The sequence below is a fragment of the Demequina maris genome, from assembly GCF_000971155.1.
Lineage (GTDB): Bacteria > Actinomycetota > Actinomycetes > Actinomycetales > Demequinaceae > Demequina > Demequina maris.
This window is the reverse complement of sequence record NZ_BBLX01000005.1, coordinates 249594-266719: the sequence shown is the minus strand read 5'-3', so window position 1 is coordinate 266719 and position 17126 is coordinate 249594. Positions and strand designations below refer to the sequence as shown.

General features: G+C 73.9%; 16 protein-coding genes. 7 read left to right on the top strand and 9 right to left on the bottom strand.

Going from position 1 to position 17126, the window contains the following annotated elements; genetic code table 11:
• From AOM02_RS08235 to mtrA, 4 genes are all read right to left on the bottom strand, one after another.
• A partial coding sequence (locus AOM02_RS08235; RefSeq protein ID WP_156156148.1) for a ComF family protein occupies positions 1 to 537 on the bottom strand: 537 nt, incomplete at its 3' end.
• Between the two features lie 99 nt (positions 538 to 636).
• Positions 637 to 2361, bottom strand: coding sequence for an LpqB family beta-propeller domain-containing protein (locus tag AOM02_RS08230; RefSeq protein ID WP_082104970.1), 1725 nt, complete (start codon positions 2359 to 2361; stop codon positions 637 to 639).
• Positions 2358 to 3995, bottom strand: coding sequence for an MtrAB system histidine kinase MtrB (gene mtrB, locus AOM02_RS08225; protein WP_156156147.1), 1638 nt, complete (start codon positions 3993 to 3995; stop codon positions 2358 to 2360). Before mtrB ends, AOM02_RS08230 begins: the two co-directional genes overlap by 4 nt.
• Positions 3992 to 4675, bottom strand: coding sequence for an MtrAB system response regulator MtrA (gene mtrA, locus AOM02_RS08220; RefSeq protein WP_062298662.1), 684 nt, complete (start codon positions 4673 to 4675; stop codon positions 3992 to 3994). Before mtrA ends, mtrB begins: the two co-directional genes overlap by 4 nt.
• Positions 4676 to 4753: 78 nt before the next feature.
• Here mtrA and AOM02_RS08215 point away from each other — a divergent pair, with 78 nt between their 5' ends.
• From AOM02_RS08215 to AOM02_RS08195, 5 genes are read left to right on the top strand one after another with little or no spacing between them, the layout of a single operon-like run.
• Positions 4754 to 5890, top strand: a complete 1137-nt coding sequence (locus AOM02_RS08215) for a hypothetical protein (protein ID WP_062298659.1) — start codon at positions 4754 to 4756, stop codon at positions 5888 to 5890.
• Complete coding sequence (locus AOM02_RS14495) at positions 5887 to 6525, top strand: DUF4129 domain-containing protein (protein WP_062298656.1); 639 nt, start codon at positions 5887 to 5889, stop codon at positions 6523 to 6525. Before AOM02_RS08215 ends, AOM02_RS14495 begins: the two co-directional genes overlap by 4 nt.
• The gene (locus tag AOM02_RS08205) at positions 6522 to 7721 is read left to right on the top strand and encodes a DUF4350 domain-containing protein (protein ID WP_062298653.1); all 1200 of its coding nucleotides are present in this window, start codon (positions 6522 to 6524) and stop codon (positions 7719 to 7721) included. Before AOM02_RS14495 ends, AOM02_RS08205 begins: the two co-directional genes overlap by 4 nt.
• On the top strand, positions 7718 to 8746 hold the full coding sequence (locus AOM02_RS08200) for an AAA family ATPase (RefSeq protein ID WP_082099513.1): 1029 nt from the start codon (positions 7718 to 7720) through the stop codon (positions 8744 to 8746). The genes AOM02_RS08205 and AOM02_RS08200 overlap by 4 nt, the downstream gene beginning before the upstream one ends.
• Before the next feature lies 1 nt (position 8747).
• Complete coding sequence (locus AOM02_RS08195; RefSeq protein WP_062298651.1) at positions 8748 to 10037, top strand: DUF58 domain-containing protein; 1290 nt, start codon at positions 8748 to 8750, stop codon at positions 10035 to 10037.
• A gap of 17 nt (positions 10038 to 10054) precedes the next feature.
• Here the strand turns inward: AOM02_RS08195 and AOM02_RS08190 are convergent, their stop codons facing one another.
• A complete protein-coding gene (locus AOM02_RS08190) occupies positions 10055 to 11488 on the bottom strand; it encodes an MFS transporter (RefSeq protein WP_062298648.1) in 1434 nt (477 codons plus the stop codon).
• A gap of 82 nt (positions 11489 to 11570) precedes the next feature.
• Here AOM02_RS08190 and AOM02_RS08185 point away from each other — a divergent pair, with 82 nt between their 5' ends.
• Positions 11571 to 12188 (top strand): TetR/AcrR family transcriptional regulator, encoded by a 618-nt coding sequence (locus AOM02_RS08185; protein WP_228373049.1) that lies wholly within the window; start codon positions 11571 to 11573, stop codon positions 12186 to 12188.
• 278 nt (positions 12189 to 12466) lie between these two features.
• Here the strand turns inward: AOM02_RS08185 and AOM02_RS08180 are convergent, their stop codons facing one another.
• The 3 genes from AOM02_RS08180 to AOM02_RS08170 form a co-directional block, all read right to left on the bottom strand.
• Positions 12467 to 13303: an IS3 family transposase gene (locus AOM02_RS08180; RefSeq protein WP_267127685.1), complete on the bottom strand. Its 837-nt coding sequence runs from the start codon at positions 13301 to 13303 to the stop codon at positions 12467 to 12469.
• Between the two features lie 35 nt (positions 13304 to 13338).
• Positions 13339 to 13620, bottom strand: a complete 282-nt coding sequence (locus AOM02_RS08175; protein ID WP_082099438.1) for a transposase — start codon at positions 13618 to 13620, stop codon at positions 13339 to 13341.
• Positions 13621 to 13793: 173 nt separating this feature from the next.
• Positions 13794 to 14789 carry a stage II sporulation protein M gene (locus AOM02_RS08170; RefSeq protein ID WP_062298642.1) on the bottom strand — a complete coding sequence of 332 codons (996 nt, stop codon included), beginning with the start codon at positions 14787 to 14789 and terminating at the stop codon, positions 13794 to 13796.
• A 41-nt stretch (positions 14790 to 14830) separates the two neighbouring features.
• On the opposite strand from AOM02_RS08170, the gene AOM02_RS08165 reads away from it, so the two are divergent.
• Complete coding sequence (locus AOM02_RS08165; protein ID WP_062298639.1) at positions 14831 to 15652, top strand: RDD family protein; 822 nt, start codon at positions 14831 to 14833, stop codon at positions 15650 to 15652.
• 25 nt (positions 15653 to 15677) lie between these two features.
• On the opposite strand, the gene ahcY is transcribed toward AOM02_RS08165, so the two are convergent.
• Entirely contained in the window at positions 15678 to 17114 is a 1437-nt protein-coding gene (ahcY, locus tag AOM02_RS08160; RefSeq protein ID WP_082104980.1) for an adenosylhomocysteinase, read from the bottom strand.
• Positions 17115 to 17126 lie beyond the last annotated feature (12 nt).

Here is a 17126-nt window from a genome sequence, read left to right as displayed (position 1 = left end):
ATGTGTATAAGAGACAGCCCCCGCCCCGCGCGAGGCGCCTCGTGCGGGCGCCAGCGCGGCCACCACGGACGCGGGCACGCCGCCGTCCACGAGCCCCGCGGCGACGGCGCGCGCGAGCAGCAGAGGCAGGTCGGCGCCGCGGCGCCGCGTGTGCGCGGCACGGGCCGGGCACGGCACCACCGCGACGGGGGACGATGCGCCCCCTCCCGCCCCGAGCGCCTCGCCAAGCGCGGGGGCGGCCGCGCGCGCGGCCCGCGCGAGCGCGGGTCCGAGCAGCGCGCCGAGGTCGCGTCGGCCCGCGTCCTTCCACGCGGCGATCACGCCGTGCACGGGACCGTCGAGCTCCGCGACCGACCACACCGGGAGCGGCGGGTCGAGGCGGTCGAGCCGTGGCGCGCCGGTCTCGCATCGCAACGGCTCCTCCCACCACGGCGCCTCGCAGGACTCGCACCACCGCACGTCGAGGAGCCCGCAGCCCGGGCACGCGACCGGCACCACGAGCCGCGCGACCCGCGCCAACGGTCCGGGAGGATCCATGGCACCAGCGTGACGCCGGCGCGCGGGGCGCCCCGCGCATCGTCCCCTGGGCGGGACCGAGAGTGCCCCGGCCGCGGGCCGGGGACATCGGCCCGCGGCTCAGCCGGCGTAGGCGAGGTCGTCGACGCCCGAGGCGACCGCGGACCAGCCGGTGCCGGCGCGCTCGCGCACGGTGCCGTCCTTGGACACCAGCGTGATCGACCGGTCGCCGTGGCGCGCGGAGATCGCGACCGCGTCGGACACCGCGGCGTCCTCGGTGGTGCGGCCGCCGACGGACACGATCCACAGCGGCGCCGTCTCGGCCCCGCTCGACGAGCCGAGCAGCGCGACCGACAGGTCGTCGACCCAGATCGCGTCGACGGTGGAGCCGATGTTCGCGCCGATCTGCAGCGGCTCGCCGATGCTGAGCGGCTCGCCCGCCTTGGACCTCACGACCTCGGCCACCTCGACGACGGTCTGCGTGCCCGACCGCGACACGACCAGCACGCGGGCGCCGTCGCGGGACGGCACGATCTGCTGCACGGTCCGCCCGAGCAGCCACGGCGCGTCCAGCGCCATGACGTCGCCGTCCTCGGACACCGCGGTCACGGACTCGGGGTCCACGGCCTCGGCGGTCCAGAGCCAGCCGTAGCGGTCGAACGAGGGGTCGACGAGACCCGTCCCCTCGACCACCGTGGCCACGTCCATCGTGCCCTTCGGACCTCCCGCGTCCTCGTACGGCGTGAGCTCCTCCGTGCCTCCGGCGAGCGCGTCGGACACGACGATGCGGTCGTCGCCGACGCGGAACGCGACCCGGGTGCCGGTGTACGAGGTCGCGAGGCCGTCGGCACCCGCGGGCAGGGCGCCGACGCCATCGCGGACCACCCACAGCTCCTCGCCGTCCCACAGCCCGAGGCGGTCGTCGATGAACACCGCGGCGACGCCCTCGGGGACCGGGCCGCGCGTGAGGGTGTCCTGCTCCTCGGCCACGAGCGGCACGCCCGCGATGGTGACCTCCACGTCGCGGATGCCGGGCAGGGCGGTCAGGGTGAGCCTGAGCTGCTGCTCGGCGAGCGCGCGCTGGGCCGGCGTGCCCGCGGACTCCGACGCGAGCTGCACCCTGGCGACGCCGTCGGTCACGACCACGGAGTCCACCGCGAGCGCGGCGCCCGCCGGGAAGCCCGTCGTGACGGCGTTGGCGAGCCACGGCGACGGGCCCGCGACGAGCTCGCGCGCGGCCCAGGTCGCGACGTTCGTGGACGGCAGCCACCGCAGCTCGGGCACGACGGTCCGACCGTCCGCGGTCGCGAACACGAGCGTGACCGGCAGGAACACGCGGTTGAACGTGGCCTCCGCGAGCAGCGAGCCGTCCTCGAGGCCCGAGATGCGCCACTCCCCGCCCACGTCCCTCGACACCTGGAACTCGAGCTGGGTCTGCGTGCCGGCCTGCGCCTCGACCATGCGGCCCGCGTGTTCGATCCACGCCGCGACCGGCACCGAGTAGACGACCCGGCCGGCGTCCTCGTCGTAGTCGGGCGTGAGCGCGCCGGAGTCGTAGACGGTGACCTCGGCGAGCGGGTCCCAGTCCGCGCGCGCGGGCACCGTGAGGTACTCGCGGGCCACGGTGAAGTCCGACGCGAAGCCCGCGGCGGTCGCCTGGATGAAGCCCGACACGATGGCGTTGACGCTGTCGCCGATCTGCGGCCCCTCGGCGAACGGCACGAACGGCTCGGCGCCCTCGACCTCGCCGGTGCCCTCGTTGACGGCGCCCGACGTGGGGATGGACGCGCACGCGCCGAGCGTCACCGCGGCCGCGGCGCACAGCGCGGCGATCCTCATCCTCATGGCGCGACCTCCCTGCGGTCGGACTCGAGCGGGATGCGCTCGGCGATGGTGCCGTAGTCGAGCTCGGCGATGACGAGCGGCAGCGGCGGGTGCTGACCCAGGCCGCGGGAGGTGCGCGGCAGCTGGAGGCGGAAGCTCGCGCCCTTGCCTGGCAGGCCCCACGCCTCGAGCTTGCCGCCGTGGAGCTGCGCGTCCTCGCGCGCGATCGCGAGGCCGAGGCCGGTGCCGCCCATGGTGCGGGCGCGCGCCGAGTCGGCGCGCCAGAAGCGGTCGAACACCCGCTGCGCCTGCTGCGGCGTGAGGCCGATCCCGTAGTCGCGGACCACGACCGCGACGGCGCGACCGGTCGAGGCGACGACGACGTCGACCGGGCGGCGCTGCGCGTGCTCGATCGCGTTGGACAGCAGGTTGCGGACGATGCGCGCCACGCGCGGGCGGTCCATGGACGCCACGTGGTCCCCCTTCGCGACCCACAGCCGCAGGTCCACGCCCTGGCTGCGCGCGGCCGGCACCATCGCCTCGACCTGGTCGCGGACCACGTCGGCGAGCGACATGTCGTCGAACTCGAGCTGCGCCGCGCCGGCGTCGATGCGGGAGATCTCGAGCAGGTCGGCCAGCAGCGACTCGAAGCGGTCGATCTGCGTGTCGAGCAGCTCCGCGGACCTCGCCACCTCGGGCGGGAAGCCCGGCCGCGCATCGTGCAGCACGTCGGAGGCCATGCGGATGGTCGTGAGCGGCGTGCGCAGCTCGTGGGACACGTCGGACACGAAGCGGCGCTGCAGGCGGGACAGCTCCTCCATACGCGTGATCTGACGCTGCAGCGACTCGGCCATCTCGTTGAACGTGCGCGCGAGGGTCGCCATCTCGTCCTGGCCGCGCACCGTCATGCGCTCGGACAGGATGCCCTCCGCGAGGCGCGACGCGACCCGCGCCGCATGGCGCACGGGCCGCACGGTCTGGCGCGTGACCTGGAAGGTCAGCAGGCCGAGCAGCAGCATCAGCGCGATGCCGCCCACCGCCAGCACGCGCTGGATGAGGCTCAGCGTCGCCTGCTCGTCGGCCAGCGAGTAGACGAAGTACAGCTCGTACTCGCCGGCGACGCGGATGGTGAACGGCACACCGACGACGACGCCCGGGTCGCCCGTGTCGGGCATCGCGACGAACTGCCACGACTGCGGGGCGCCCGACTGCACGGCGTCGCGCATCTCGGGCGTGATGACGTCGACGAGCTCGGTGTCGGACACGGGCGTCGACAGCAGCACGCCCGACGTGTTCGCGGGGTCGCGCAGCAGCACCAGGCCGCGCGAGTTCCCGCCGAGCGTGCCGAGGCCGTCGAGCAGGTCGTAGACGAGCTGCTGCAGGTCGCCCGAGCTCTCCGCGGTCGACGCGTCGACGTTCTCCTGCGCGCTGGTGGCGTCGCGCGCCGTCTCCGCGAGGATGCGGTCGACGCGCGTCTGGACCAGGCCGTCGCGGATCTGCGTGCTGACGAGCGCGCCGATCACGATCACCGCGCCGAGTCCCAGCACCATCGTGCTCACGACGACGCGCAGCAGCAGGGAGCCGCGGAAGCGGCGCCACACCCGTCGCGGGCCCTTCGCCAGGTTGGCCCAGAGGGAGCGAGGGGTGAGCCTCACGACACGACGCCACCCGCCTTGTAGCCGACGCCGCGCACCGTGAGGATGATCTCGGGGTTCTCCGGGTCCCGCTCGACCTTCGCCCGCAGGCGCTGGATGTGCACGTTGACGAGGCGGGTGTCGGCCGCGTGGCGGTAGCCCCACACGTCCTCCAGCAGCACCTCGCGGGTGAACACCTGGCCCGGGCTGCGCGCGAGCGTGACGAGCACGTCGAACTCCAGCGGCGTGAGCGGGATGACCTCGCCGCCGCGCGTGACGCGGTGCCCGGTGACGTCGATCTCGAGGTCCGCGACGCGCACCACGGCGGGCGTCGCGTTGTCGTTGCGGCGCAGGCGCGCACGCACCCGGGCGATGAGCTCGCGGGGCTTGAACGGCTTGGGGACGTAGTCGTCCGCTCCGGACTCGAGGCCCAGGACAACGTCGACCGTCTCGGACTTCGCGGTGAGCATGATGATCGGCACGCCGGACTCGGCGCGGATGTCGCGGCAGATGTCGATGCCGGACCGCCCGGGCAGCATGAGGTCGAGCAGGATCACGTCGGGGTTGGTGGCGCGGAAGGCCGCGACCGCCTCGTCCCCGTGATCGCAGAACACCGTCTCGAACCCGTCCCCGCGCAGCACGATGCCGAGCATCTCGGCCACTGCGGGATCATCGTCGACCACCAGGATCTTCGCCGTCATGCCCCCATTATGCCGACGGTGCCGCCGGAGCCCCGGAAGCGCGTGGCAGGATGGGCGGGACCGCACCGAGAGGATGGCATGGACGACCGCGACGAGGCCGCCGGCTGGGCCGCTCCCACGCCCGTCACCCCTGATACGTGGGCGCCCCCCGCATCGTCCTCCCCCACGCCCGCGCCCGCCGGTCCGTGGCCCGCGCCGCCCGTCCCGCCGCAGGCGGTCCCGGGTCCCCAGACGCCGTACGCGGCCGCACCCGTGGCACCCGTCACGGCCGCGCCGACCGCGGCCTCGTGGCAGCCGGGCTTCATGCCGCTGCGGCCGCTCGGCTTCGGCGACCTGCTCGGCCTGCCGTTCCGGGCGATGCGCTACAACCGCGGCGTCGTGGTCGGCGGTCCGCTGCTGCTCACGCTCGCGGCGACGGTGCTCATGACCGCGGCCATGTGGCTGCTGTTCACGGACCCGTCGCTCGCGCTCATGGACCCGACCTCGCAGGCCGACGCGATCTCGGGCACGACGGTCGCGGTGTTCATCGTCGCCGTCGTCGCCGCGCTGCTGGCCGACGTGTTCTCCAGCGCCGTCGTCGCCCCCGGCGTCGCGCGCGGCGCGCTCGGCGAGCGCATCAGGCTCGCCGACGCGTGGCGCGCCGTCCGGCCCCGCATCGGCTCGCTCCTGCTGCTGTACCTGCTCGCGACGCTCACGCTCGTCGTCGGGATGGGGCTCGCCCTCGTCCCGCTCCTCATCGGGGTGGCGAACGAGGACGTCTCCGGCATCGTGCTCGGCGCGGTGTTCGCCGCGGTCGTCGCGATCCCCGTGGGCGGCCTCGTCACGCTCATCGGCGGCATCGCGCGGCCCGTCATCGTGCTCGAGCGGCGCGGCGCCATCGACGCGATACGGCGCACCACGCGGCTGCTCAAGGGCCGGTTCTGGTGGTCGGTGCTGGTGGTGATCGTCGCGACCGTGCTCATCGGGCTGGTGTCGAGCGTCGTCAACCAGGTGGGCGGCTTCGGGGCCACCGCGGTCGCGGTCGTCGCGCCCGACAACCTCGTGGTCCTCGGCATCGCGTTCGCGCTCGTGCTGGCGCTGTCGCTCGTGATCTCGTACGTGCTCACCTACTCCTACCTGGGCTCGCTGTTCGCGCTGCTGCTCATCGACCTGCGCATCCGGCACGAGGGCTTCGACCTCACGCTCGCCGAGGCGGCCGAGGCCCGCCGCGCGTGAGCCTCGACGCCCCGCCGCTGACGCCCGACGCGGACACCGCGCGCCGCTGGGCCGTCGAGGAGCTCGCCAAGGACGAGTACCGCGAGGGCGGCACGTCGTGGCTCGAGCGGATCCTGCGATGGTTCTCCGACCTCCTCGAGGGGATCGGCGACGGCGTGGGCGGCGCGGCCGGCCCCACCGGCACGGTCATCGCGGTGCTGGTCGGGCTCGCGCTGGTGGCGCTCGTGCTGTGGCTCGTCGTGGGGCCGCTGCGGCGCAGCCGGCGCGCCGCGGCCGAGGAGACGCTGTTCGACGACGAGCGCGGCGCCGCCGCGCTGTCCGAGTCCGCCCGGGCCGCCGCATCGTCCGGCGACTGGACCACCGCGACGCTCGACCTCTACCGCGCGCTCGTCCGCAGGCTCGCCGAGCGCGACGTCATCACGCTCGGCCCGGGCCTCACCGCCGCCGAGGCGGCCGCGCGTGCCGGCGCCGCGCTGCCCGCGCTCGCGTCCCGCCTGCACGCCGACGCGGAAGCGTTCGACGGCATCCGCTACGGGCACGTGCCGGCGACCGAGGCGACGTACGCGCACGTCCTCGAGACGATGCGGGCGTGCGAGTCCGCGCGTCCCAGGCTCGTCGCGGCGGAGGCGCCATGACCGCGACCGCCGACCTCGTCACCACCGCCAAGGGGCCGGGCCTGCGCGCCCGCGCGCGCCGGGGCCGGCTGGGCATCGCGGCCGTCGTGCTGCTCGCGGGGCTCGTCGCGCTGCTCGTCATCGGCGCCCGTCCCGGCGACTACACGCCGCTGTCGACCGAGAACTCGACGCCCACCGGCACCCGCGCGGTCGCGCAGATCCTGCGCGGCCACGGCGTCGAGGTGCGCCAGGTGGACCGCCTCGCGCGGTCCGCGGTCCGCGAGCCCGACGCGACCACCGTGGTGATCGCGAACGCGTCGCTGCTCACCGGCGGCCAGGTGCGCTCCCTCATGGACTACCCCGGCGACCTGGTCCTCCTGGGCGAGTCCGGCGACGCGCTCGCCGCGCTCGGGATCGACGCGACCGAGGAGCCCGTGCTGCTGCCCGAGACCGTCGAGGCCGGCTGCGCCGACCCGGACGCGCAGGCGGCCGGGACCGCGCGCGTCGACGTGCTCGGCCTCGCGGCCGACGGCGCCGCCGCGGAGGTGTGCTTCACGCAGCGCTCCGGGCTGTCCGCCTTCGCGCGCGTCGACGACGGCACGCGCACCGTCACCGCGATCGCGTCGGCGGAGCTGCTCACCAACGCGCGGCTCGACGATGCCGGCCACGCGGCCCTCGCGATCCGGGCGCTCGGCCGGCACCCGGACGCGGTCTGGTACGTCGCGGACGGGTTCGACCCGAGCCTGCTGACCTGGGCGGGCTCCGGCGGCGGCGACGTGCCGACCGAGGTCGAGGCGACCCCCGACTTCCTGCCCCCGGGCACCGGCACCGCGCTGTACGCGCTCGCGCTGGCCGCGCTGCTCGCGGCGGTGTGGCGCGCCCGCCGCTTCGGCGCGCTGGTGGCCGAGCCCCTGCCCGTGGTCGTGCGCGCCTCCGAGGCGACGCGCGGACGCGCCCGCCTGTACCGGCGGGCCCGCGCCACCGGGCGCTCGGCCGCGTCGCTGCGCGCCGCCGCCGCGCTCCGCATGGGGCGACGCATCGGCGTGGGCCGCACCGACGGGCGGGACGCGCTCGTCACCGCGGTCGCGCGCGCGTCGGGCCGCCCCGAGACCGACGTCGACCGCCTGCTGTACGGTCCCGCGCCCGCCGACGACGCGGCGCTCCTCACCCTGATCTCCGAGCTCGACGCACTGGAAAGCGAGGTTCACCGACCGTGACCGAGACGACTCCCCCCGACACCACCAGCCCGCCCGCCGGCACGCCCGACGAGGCGCCCGCATCGTCCACCGCGGCGGCCGACGCGCGCGACGCGCTGGGCCGGCTGCGCACCGAGGTGGGCAAGGCCGTCGTGGGCCAGGACCAGATCGTCACCGGTCTCGTCATCGCGCTGCTGTGCCGGGGCCACGTGCTCCTCGAGGGCGTGCCCGGCGTCGCCAAGACCCTGCTCGTGCGCGCGCTCGCCGCGTCGCTCGACGTCGACACCAAGCGCGTGCAGTTCACCCCCGACCTCATGCCCGGCGACGTCACGGGCTCGCTCGTGTACGACGCGCGCACGGCGGCGTTCTCGTTCCGCGAGGGCCCGCTGTTCACGAATCTGATGCTCGCGGACGAGATCAACCGCACGCCCCCGAAGACCCAGTCGGCGCTGCTCGAGGCGATGGAGGAGCGTCAGGTGACGGTCGACGGCGAGGGCCGCCGCCTGCCGGACCCGTTCCTCGTCATCGCGACCCAGAACCCCGTCGAGTACGAGGGCACCTACCCGCTGCCCGAGGCGCAGCTCGACCGCTTCATGGTCAAGCTCACCGTCCCGATGCCCACGCGCGAGGCGGAGGCGGACGTGCTGCGGCGCCATGCGGCGGGCTTCGACCCGCGCGACCTCGCGGCGGCGGGCGTCGGCGCGGTCGCGACGATCGAGGACCTCGAGCGCGCCCGTGCCGAGGTCGCGGGGGTCGAGATCTCCGACGACGTGGTGGCGTACATCGTCGACCTGTGCCGCGCGACCCGTGAGGCGCCGTCGGTGTCGCTCGGGGTGTCGCCGCGCGGCGCGACCGCGCTCATGCAGACCTCGCGGGCGTGGGCCTGGATGCGCGGCCGGACGTACGTCTCCCCCGACGACGTCAAGGCGCTCGCCACCTGGACCCTCGCGCACCGCATGCGCATCCGCGCCGAGGCGGAGCTCGAGGGCGTCACCGCGACGACCGTGCTCACCTCCGTGCTGGCGACGGTGCCGGTGCCGCGCTGACATGCACATCACCGGCTGGACGGTCGCGCTCGCGGCGCTCGGGGCGGTCCCGGCGGCGCTGACGCAGTCGCGCGTCGTCGCGTGGCTGTGGGTGATCGGCGTGGTCGTGCTCGCGCTCGTCGACACGTGGCTCGCGCCGCCGACGCACACGATCGGCGTGCGCCGCGAGGCGCCCGGCTCGGTCCGGCTGACGCAGGCGACCACGACCCGGCTGATGGTGGCGAACCTGGGCCGGCGGCGCGTGCGCGGCGCGGTGCGCGACGCGTGGCAGCCGTCCGCGGGCGCGTCCGACGACCGCCACCCCTTCTCGCTCGCCCCGGGCGAGGCGGAGACGTTCCGCACGCCCCTGACGCCGACGCGGCGCGGCGACCGGCAGGCGGGCCCCGTCACCGTGCGCACCTTCGGCCCGCTCCGGCTCGCGGGGCGGCAGCGCTCGGTCGAGGCCCCCGCGCACCTCCGGGTGCTGCCCGAGTTCGCGTCGCGGCGGCACCTGCCGTCGCGGCTGGTGCGGCTGCGCGAGATCGACGGCCGCACCGCGGTGCGCCTCAAGGGCGCCGGCGCGGAGTTCGACTCGCTGCGCGACTACGTGATCGGCGACGACGTGCGCACCATCGACTGGCGCGGCACGGCACGGCGCGGCGAGGTGGTGGTGCGCACGTACCGCCCCGAGCGCGACCGCCGCGTGGTGATCGCGCTCGACAGCGCGCGCCTGTCGGCCGCGCGCGTCGGCGACGCCCCTCGCCTCGACGCGTCGATCGAGGCGGCGCTGCTGCTCGCCGCGCTCGCCGCGCACGCGGGCGACCGGGTGCAGGCGACCGCGTTCGACCGCGCCGAGCAGGCGCGCGCGGCGTCGACGGGGTCGCGCATCGTCGCCTCGCTCGCGGACGCGCTGGCGGCGGTCGAGCCGTCGCTGCTCGAGCCCGACTGGCCCGCGCTCGTGCGCCTGGTCGAGTCGCGGGTGTCGCAGCGCTCGCTCGTGGTGCTGCTCACCACCGTCGACACGTCGGCGATGGACTCGGGGCTCATCGAGGCCGTGGCGGCGCTGCAGCGGCGCCACCAGGTGCTGGTCGGGTCGGTCGAGGACCCCGAGCTCGGCGCGATGCTCGCGGCGCGCGACGACGCCGACGCCGCGTACGGGGCCGGCGCCGCCGCGCGCGCGATGCTCGAGCGGGACGCGGTGGCGACCCGGCTCCGCCAGCTGGGGGCCGAGGTGGTGCTCGCGCTGCCCGACGACCTCGCGCCCGCGGTCTGCGACCGCTACCTCGCGCTCAAGGCCGCCGGGCGGCTCTGACGCACGGGGCCGGGACGTCAGGCGCGTGCGCGCCTCGACGGCAGCAGCAGCGCGGCGATCACGCTCAGCAGCGCGACCCCGGCGCACACCCAGAATCCCTGGGTGAACGCGGCATCGAGCGGCACGCCCTCGGGCGAGCTGTTCCCGGCGATGACAGCGGCGACCACGGACGTGCCGATGCTGCCGCCGATGGTCCGCACGATCGAGTTGACGCTGGTCGCCTCGCCCGTGTGAGACGCCGGCACCGCATCGATGATCGCGTTGGACATCGCGGCGAACACGAGACCCATGCCCGCGCCGGTGAGGACGCCCGAGAGGACGATGTGCCACAGCGCCGAGTGCGCGACGGCGGGCACGGCGAAGGCCGCGGTGACGAGCACGCCGCCGACCACGAGCGGTACCTTGGCGCCGAGACGCTTCGCGAGGATGCCTGACAGGGGGCCGAAGACCAGCATCATCAGGGTCGTCGGGAGGAGGAACAGGCCCGCCTGGGTCACGGTCTTCCCGAAGCCGTAGCCGGTCTCCGCCGGCAGCTCGAGCAGCATCGGGATCAGCAGGAACGTGCCGAACATCGCGAAGCCGATCGCGAGGCCCGAGAGGTTCGTGGTCCAGACGCCCCTCCTGGCCAGCAGGCTCATGTCGATCAGCGGGCTCTCGACGCGACGCTCGACCGCGACGAAAACGATCGCGGCGACCACCGCGACGATCAGCAGCGCGAGGGTGGCACCGGACGCCCAGCCCCAGTCGGCGCCCTTGCTGATCGCGAGCAGCAGGGACGTGAGGGCGATCGACAGCAGCGCGGTGCCGGCGAGATCGAGCCGTCCCGGTGCTCGCACGGGCGACTCGGGGATGCCGACGACCACCCCGAGCAGCGCGACCGCGATGAGGATCAGCGGCAGCCAGAACAGCCACGGCCACGAGAGGTTGTCGACGATCGGGCCCGCTGCGACGATGCCGATGCCCGCGCCGATGCCGGAGAAGGCCGACAGCAGCCCGACCGTCACGCCCACGCGCTCGCGCGGAAGCTCGTCGCGGACGATGCCGATCGACAGCGGCAGGATCGCGCCAGCCGCACCCTGGAGCGCACGCCCGACGATGAGCATCGGGAGGGAGCCCGCGAGGCCCGCGACCGCGGTGCCCGCGGCGAGGATCACCAGCACCGCGATCAGCACCTTGCGCTTGCCCAGCATGTCGCCGAGCCGGCCGAGGATCGGGGTGAGCACGGAGGCGGAGAGCAGGAAGGCGGTCAGCACCCAGCTCGCGTCGCCCGTCGAGGCCTGCAGGTCCTGGGCGATCACCGGCAGCGCGGGCGCGACGAGGGACTGCAGCACCGCGAACGCGAGGCCGGCGAGCGAGAGGAAGAGGATGACGAGCGACGCGCGAGGACGCCGGGTGCGGCGCTCCTCGGGCTCGACGGCCGGGCTGGCGCCGGCGGGGAGGACGGTGGTCACGTGGGGGCTCCGATCATGTAAACGAACGCTTACATAAGACGGTAGGTCGCGTCGGACGCTATGTCAACATATGCTTACTTACATGGATCCCGTCGCCGCCCGCCGCCCCCGCGACGCCGAGGCGACCCGCGCCGCCTTGCTGCACGCGGGGATGCGGTTCTTCACGCAGCACGGCTACGGCGCGACCACGGTGAGGCAGATCGCGGACGAGGCCGGCGTCAACGTCGCGCTCATCAACCGCTACTTCACCTCGAAGGAGGGGCTGTTCGAGGCCTGCCTCGTCGAGGCCGGGGCCGTGCTCGAGAACGCGGCGGCCGAGGTCGCGCCGGACGAGGCGGGGTCCGCCGACGACGATGGCGTCACCGCGCGCATCGCCGCCGCGATCAGCCGCCAGGCGACCGGCACCCGGGCCGCCGACGAACCTCACTCGTTGCTGCTTCTCCTGCGCTCGTCCGGCGACGACGACGCTGAGCGGCTGCGGCTCGCGATGCTCGCCGGCTATGCGGAGAAGCTCGCCGGCGCCGCCGGGTGGACGCGCGGCGACGACGACGCCGTCCTCCTGCGCGCCCAGGTGCTGCTCGCGACCGCGGTCGGGATCGCCGTGCTGCGCGCCGCGGAGGGCTTCGCCCCGCTCGCGCAGGCGACTCACGCGCAGCTCCGGCCCGTGATGCGCGACACGGTCGAGGCGCTGCTCGGCTGATCGCCCCGCTGTGCCGGGGCGGCGCCCGGACCGCCCGGCGATCCCGCGCCCGCACGCGAGACTCTCGCTCACGCATGTCAGCCTGCGCTGAAACAGCGGCACGGCCGCGTGCAAGAGGCCTGGTAGCGCTACGTCACGGAGCGCCGGTGCGGCCTGACCTGCCCCGATGATTTGGTCCACGTCGACTGCGAGTGGGTCGTGATTCCGGGGCCCTCGAGGGCGATCTGGACTGGTCCAGCCAGTGTGTTGGTAGTCACTCTCAGCCACCCCCTCTCACGTCAGACAGGCTGCCGTGACACGGGTGTCGTAGCTGCCTGCTCGGCACAGTAGCGCGCGAACGCCGCCGGGGTCCGCATCTGCAGGCCCGAATGGGGTCGCTCGGTGTTGTAGTGCCGTACCCACTGCCCGATCAGGACCCGGGCCTCCGTCAGCGAGTGCAGCACCTCCCGATGCAGCAGCTCGTCCCGCATCGACCCGTTGAACCGCTCGATGAAGCCGTTCTGCTGCGGGCTAGCCTTCGCCACCTGCACCGGCCTCACCCCCTGCTCACGCAGCCATCCCAGCAGCGACGTGGCGATGAACTCCCGTCCGTTGTCCGACCGGATCACCTCGGGTCGACCATGCTCGGTGAACACCCGCTCAAGGAGCTTGCGCACCCCGGCCGCGCCGATCGAGTAGTCCACGTCGAAGCCGACGCAGACCCGCGTGTACTCGTCGACGATGTTCAGCACCCGCAGCGCCACCCCACGCTCGGTACGCACACTCATGAAGTCGTACGACCACACATGCCCCACCCGCAGCGCCGGCAACGCCCACAAGGCATGCTCATCCGACCCCAACGCCTTCTGACCAGCACCTTTACGCCGCGGGGGCACCTGCAAGCCCTCCGCCCGCCACAACCGCTCGACCCGCTTGACGTTGACCTGCCAGCCATCCGCGACGAGTCCCGCATGGACCCGCCGATACCCCCACCGCGGATGAGCGTCGGCGATCGCACGCATCGCGGCCACCAGGCGCACCTCGAAGTCCGACGCCACCGGCACATACCGCTGGCTCGAGCGATGCTGCCCCACCACCAAGCAGGCACGCCGCTGCGACACCTTGAAGCGGCGCACCAACCGCGCCACAGCAGCCCGGCGCCGAGCCGGGCTCACCAATTTCCCCGGGTCAGATCCTTCAACATGCTGATGTCCAACGCCTGCTCCGCCACGATGCGCTTCAAGCGGGCGTTCTCGGCCTCCAGAGCCTTCAACCGCTGCGCCTCGTCCTCCTTCAGCGCCCCGTACTTCAGCCGCCACCGATAGAACGTCTGATCCGAGATCCCCAACCGCTTGCACGCCGCCGGTATCGACATCCCCTGCGCCTGAAGCTTCTCCATCTCCCGCAGCTTCGCCACGATCTGCTCCGTCGTGTACCGCTTCGCAGCCGCCACCTCACACCTCCACAAGCACTCTCACCATTGGACAGGACTCACAGAAGAAACGGACCAAAAAACGGGGGGCAGGACAGGCCCTATGTCACCTGGGGCTGGCACACGGGAACGCGACCACCGGCGTCCGGCGCCGCCACACCGCGGCCCGCGCGCCCGTGCGCCCGCGCCCCGCCTCAGCCCGCCAGGGCCGCCTGATCCGTCGCGAAGTCTCCCTCGGAGTCGCCGGTCGCCCCGGTGCGGACCGCGGCGCGGCCGGCCACGAACACGTACATCCAGAACGCGACGACCGCGATCAGCCCGATGACGATCTTGAGCCACCACGGCATCGCAGATCCCGTGACGAAGCCCTCGATCAGACCCGACGCGAACAGCGCGATCACGAGCCCGAGCGCGACCGCGATCGCGCCGCGGCCCTCCTCCGCGAGCGCGCGCCCGCGGGGGCGCGGACCCGGCACCAGCATCGTCCAGAACAGCCGCAGACCCGTGCCCGCGGCCACGAACACCGCGGACAACTCGAGCAGGCCGTGCGGCGCGATGAGCTGGAAGAACACGTCGAGCGCGCCCGCCTCCGCCATCACCGCGCCCGCGACGCCGAGCTGGATCACCGTGTTGTACATGAGGTAGAGCGGGAACACGCCCGTGATCCCGAACGCGATGCACTGCGCCGCGAGCCAGCCGTTGTTGGTCCACACGGTCGCCGAGAACGAGCTCGAGTCGTACTCGGTGTAATAGCTCGCGAACTCCTCCTCGGCGATGAGCGCGCGCGTCTCGGGCGGGCCGATCAGGTCGAGCGCCTCGGGATGCGTGAGCGTCCACCACCCCGACAGCCACGCCAGCAGCACGACGGCGACCGTGACCCCGACGCCCCACCACCGCACGCGGTGGAACGCCGCCGGCAGCCCCACCGTGAGGTAGCGCCGCGCGTCGCGGGTCGACACCGTGTGCGCGCCGGTGAGCCACACGCGGGCCGAGGCGAGCAGGACGGACAGCCGCGACACGACCGACGGCTCGGGCGCGGCCGACCTCACCGCCGCGAGGTCGCCCGCGGTGGCCTGGTACAGGCGGGTCAGCTCGTCCGCCTCGGCGCCGGAGAGGCGGCGCGACCGCGACAGCTCCTTGAGACGCGCCCAGCGGGCCTCGCGCACGGCGCCGAAGGAGTCGATGTCCACGCCGCTACGATGCCACAGGAGGCCGCAGCCAGGGAGGACGCATGACGGACGAGGACGCGATCCTCATCGGCGAGGGCGTGGTGCTCGACTCGGGCGCCGCCTCCGTGCCGCTGCGGATGATGTCCGGCGCGATCGACATGATCGTGACGTACGCGGTGCTCATCGTCGGCTTCTCGATGCTCGAGCGCGCCGGCGCGGACCTCAACGACGCGTGGGCACGCGCGATCGCGATCGCCTGGACGGTCGCATGCCTGGTGCTCCTGCCCATGACGGTGGAGACCCTCACCCGCGGCCGGTCGCTGGGACGCTGGGCCGCCGGCCTGCGCATCGTCCGCGACGACGGCGGCCCCGTGAGCGTGCGGCACGCCGCCGCCCGCGCCCTGCTGGGCGTGCTCGAACTGTACGCGACGCTCGGCATGCTCGCCGTGACCGTCTCTGCGTTCGGGACGCGCGGCAAGCGCATCGGCGACTACGTCGCGGGCACGTACGCGATGCGCACGCGCGGCGCCAAGCGCGCGCTGCCGCGCCTCGCCATGCCGGTGGGGCTCGAGGGCTGGGCCCGCACCGCCGACATCACGCGCCTCGGCGACGGCCTCGCGCTCACCGCGCGCATGTTCCTCACCCGCGCCCCGGACATGCACGCGCCGTCACGGGTGCGCGTGGGCACGCGGCTGTCGCAGCAGTTCGCCACGCACGTCTCTCCCCCGCCGCCCGCGGGCACGCACCCGGAGGCCTTCCTCGCCGCCGTGCTGGTGGAGCGGCGCGACCGCGAGCAGCGCGTCGAGGAGGAGCGCATGGCGCGAGCCGAGCGCGACGGCGACGCGCTGCGGCGCCTGCCCTACGGCATCCCCGACGCGGACTGAGCCCGCGCGGGGACGATGCGCCGGCTCAGTACCGGTAGTGGTCGGGCTTGAACGGGCCCTCGACCGGCACGCCGAGGTAGTCCGCCTGGGACTGCGACAGCTCCGTGAGGCGCACGCCGAGCGCGTCGAGGTGCAGGCGCGCGACCTTCTCGTCGAGCTCCTTGGGCAGGCGGTGCACGCCGAGCGGGTACGCGTCGAGGCTGGTCCAGAGCTCGATCTGCGCGATCACCTGGTTGGTGAAGGACGCGCTCATCACGAAGCTGGGGTGGCCGGTCGCGTTGCCGAGGTTGAGGAGGCGACCCTCGCTGAGCACGATGATGCTGTGCCCGTCGGGGAACACCCACTCGTCGACCTGGGGCTTGATGGGCGTGAGCTTGGCGCCGGAGCGCGCGAGGCCCGCCATGTCGATCTCGTTGTCGAAGTGGCCGACGTTGCCCACGACGGCCTTGTCCTTCATCGCGGCCATGTGCTCGACGCGGAGGATGTCCTTGTTGCCGGTGGTCGTGATGAAGAAGTCGGCACGGTCGACGTAGTCCTCGACGCGCGCGACCTCGTAGCCGTCCATCGCCGCCTGCAGCGCGCAGATCGGGTCGACCTCGGACACCACCACGCGGGCGCCCTGCCCGCGCAGCGCCTCGGCCGCGCCCTTGCCGACGTCGCCGTAGCCGCACACGAACGCGACCTTGCCGCCCATGAGGACGTCGGTCGCACGGTTGATGCCGTCGGGCAGCGAGTGGCGGATGCCGTACTTGTTGTCGAACTTCGACTTCGTCACGGAGTCGTTGACGTTGATCGCGGGGAACAGCAGCTCGCCGCGGCGGTGCATCGCCTCGAGGCGGTGCACGCCCGTCGTGGTCTCCTCGGACACGCCGACGATCACCCGCGCCATGCGGGTGAAGCGCGTGGGGTCCTGCGCCATCGAGCGGCGGATGACGGCGCGCATGCCCTCGACCTCGGCGTTGTAGTCGGGGTCCTCCTCCTCGAGCGGCGCGGGGACCTCGCCGAGCGCCTCGAACCGGACGCCCTCGTGCACGAGCAGGGTCGCGTCACCGCCGTCGTCGAGGATGATCGTGGGGCCGTCGTGGCCCTCCCACGTGAGGATCCGGTCCGTGTACTGCCAGTACTCGGGGATCGTCTCGCCCTTGATCGCGAAGACCGGCACGCCCGCGGGGGCGGAGTAGGTGCCGCGCCCGACCACGATCGCGGCCGCCGCCTCGTCCTGCGTGGAGAAGATGTTGCACGACGCCCAGCGGACGTCGGCGCCGAGCGCGGTGAGGGTCTCGATGAGCACGGCCGTCTGGACGGTCATGTGGAGGGAGCCCGCGATGCGCGCGCCCGCGAGCGGCTGCGCGTCGCCGAACTCGGCCCGGAGGGCCATGAGGCCCGGCATCTCCTGCTCGGCCAGGCGGATCTGGTTGCGGCCGGCCTCCGCCAGCGCCAGATCCGCGACGACGTGCTCCATCATGGGGGGTCC

Coding starts and splice junctions, on each gene's coding strand:
- AOM02_RS08185 (WP_228373049.1), top strand. CDS start 11,571: ATGGATCCCGTCGCCGCCCGCCGCCCCCGCGACGCCGAGGCGACCCGC.
- AOM02_RS08205 (WP_062298653.1), top strand. CDS start 6,522: ATGACCGCGACCGCCGACCTCGTCACCACCGCCAAGGGGCCGGGCCTG.
- AOM02_RS08230 (WP_082104970.1), bottom strand. CDS start 2,361: ATGAGGATGAGGATCGCCGCGCTGTGCGCCGCGGCCGCGGTGACGCTC.
- AOM02_RS08195 (WP_062298651.1), top strand. CDS start 8,748: ATGCACATCACCGGCTGGACGGTCGCGCTCGCGGCGCTCGGGGCGGTC.
- mtrA (WP_062298662.1), bottom strand. CDS start 4,675: ATGACGGCGAAGATCCTGGTGGTCGACGATGATCCCGCAGTGGCCGAG.
- AOM02_RS08165 (WP_062298639.1), top strand. CDS start 14,831: ATGACGGACGAGGACGCGATCCTCATCGGCGAGGGCGTGGTGCTCGAC.
- ahcY (WP_082104980.1), bottom strand. CDS start 17,114: ATGGAGCACGTCGTCGCGGATCTGGCGCTGGCGGAGGCCGGCCGCAAC.
- AOM02_RS08215 (WP_062298659.1), top strand. CDS start 4,754: ATGGACGACCGCGACGAGGCCGCCGGCTGGGCCGCTCCCACGCCCGTC.